This is a genomic window from Candidatus Paceibacterota bacterium (assembly GCA_035404205.1).
In the GTDB taxonomy this organism is placed as follows: domain Bacteria; phylum Patescibacteriota; class Minisyncoccia; order UBA6257; family JAVHQB01; genus JAVHQB01.
The window spans coordinates 1-2,205 of record DAONGQ010000014.1; the positions used below are offsets into that span (position 1 = coordinate 1).

A 2,205-nucleotide genomic window follows, 5' to 3' on the forward strand; every position below is an offset into this window, starting at 1 on the left:
AACGCGGGTTTTGCTTAAGATGGAAAGAAACTAAGAGCAAGTGGTGGATGCCTTGGCACCAAAAGGCGATGAAGGACGTAGTGTAGCTGCGATATGCTTCGGGGAGGCGCTTAACAGCCTTTGATCCGGAGATCTCCTAATGGGGTAACCCAATATAGCAAACCTATATTATCCCAATTTATTTGGGAAGCATACCCGGGGAAGCAAAACATTTTAGTACCCGGAGGAAAAGAAAAGAATTTTTTAACTACTAAACCTATTGATTAGAATTTATTTTAATCAATAGCTATTAGTGGTTATCTATTCCCTGATTAGCGGCGAGTGAAAGGGGAGGAGTCTAAACTTTTTTTCAATAATTTATTGTTGAAAGGAAGGGTTAAAAGAGTAATACCTTTCTACCGCAAGGTAGAAGAAGTTTTAACATAATGATTTTGTTAGCAGAATTCTGCTGGAAAGCAAGACCATAGAGGGTGAAAGTCCCGTATGCGAAAACTTTATCATGACTTCAGTGTATTATTTCTTGAGTAGTCAGGCGACTGAAAGCGTCTGATGAATTCGGGTGAACTACAATCTTAATGACGCAAGTCGTTAAGTCACCCAAGACTAAATACTTTTGGCGACCGATAGTGGACAAGTACCGCGAGGGAAAGGTGAAAAGCAGCCCGGTGAGGGCGATGAAATAGTAACTGAAACCACTTTGCTTACAAGGAGCCGGAGCTTCGCTATATGCGGAGTCACGGCGTGCCTATTGAAGAATGAGCCAACGAGTTTGCGTTTGTTATTTTGTTTAATCCCGCTCTGCGGGAGGAGGCACAGGGAAACCAAGTCTTAATAGGGCGTTTTCACTTTTTTATTCTAACTGATATTTATACCAGGAAGAATAAAAAAGATGAAGAATAACAAGTGCAAGACCCGAAGCCAGGCGAGCTTACCATGAATAGGGTGAACTTTGAGTAAAATCAGAGGGAGGCCCGAACCCGTTAGCCGTGCAAAACTATGGGAGGATTTGTGGTAAGAAGCGAAAAACTAATCGAGCTTGGTAATAGCTGGTTCTCTCCGAAATAGTTCTACGACTAGCGGTTTGTTATCCTAGTAGGGGTAGAGCACTAGCTGGTGTGTAATGGGCGAAAGCTCGGCATACCATTTAAACTCCGAATACTATTGGGTTATGCAAACTAGTCAGACTGTGGGGGCTAAGCTCCATGGTCGAGAGGCAAAGAATCCTGATCGCAGTCTAAGGTCCCAAAATTTTAGCTAAGTGCAGTCTAAGGTAGTAATTTCCCGAAGACAGTTAGGAGGTTGGCTCAGAGGTAGCCATCCTTTAAAGAGTGTGTAACAACTCACTATCATATCCATTTATGGATTGGGAAATTGCGCCGAAAACGTACAGGGCTCAAGCTAAGTACCGAAGACGCGGGAACGTTAATTCGAAAGAATTGTACGTTCGGTAGGAGAGCATTTCTTAAGCAGTGAAGGTTGACTCGTGAGAGCAGCTGGAGCTTAAGGAAGAGAGAATGTTGGCACAAGTAACCGCAAGCCAGATGCGAAATCTGGCCACCGTAAATTCAAGGTTTCCTGGGCAATGTTAATCATCCCAGGGTTAGGCGTACCTAAGGCGATGGCGAAAACCGAAGCCGATGGACAACTGGTTAATATTCCAGTCCTTAATTAATACACGATGGGGGGAAGGAGGAAAAAAGATTGAGTGTCTTAATGGTTTGACATTGGGGGCAAGAGAAGCGCAAAGCAGGAAAATCCACTTTGCTATCTTTAATGATAACTTCGTTTGCAGTCAGAAGGTCGGATTCTGTCCGGCTAACTCAATCGTAGAGCCTTCCGAGAAAAACCTCTAAGGTTCTCCGCAAGGTGAACAAATATTAATTAAATCGTACCGTAAACCGACACAGGTGAATGGGGCGAGTAGCCCAAGGTGAACAAGTGATTTCTCGTTAAGGAACTCGGCAAAACAGCAGACGTAACTTAGGAATATGTCTTTCCTTATCGTAAGATTAAGGGCGCAGTTAAAGATATCAAGCGACTGTTTAACAAAAACACAGGTCCCTGCTAAGTCATAAGACTATGTATAGGGGCTGATACCTGTCCGATGCCAGAAGGTTAAGAATGCCGGTTAGCTAACGCAAGTTGGTGAAGCTGAGTGTTTTAAGCCCTGGTCAATGACAGCGGTAACTATAACCGTTCTAAGGT

1 rRNA gene (only partly in view) is annotated in these 2,205 nt (G+C 43.6%); it reads left to right on the forward strand.

The features are described from left to right. The first annotated feature begins 20 nt into the window (after positions 1-20). Positions 21-2,205, forward strand: a 23S ribosomal RNA gene (locus tag PK547_02445); it runs 1,049 nt beyond the window's last position.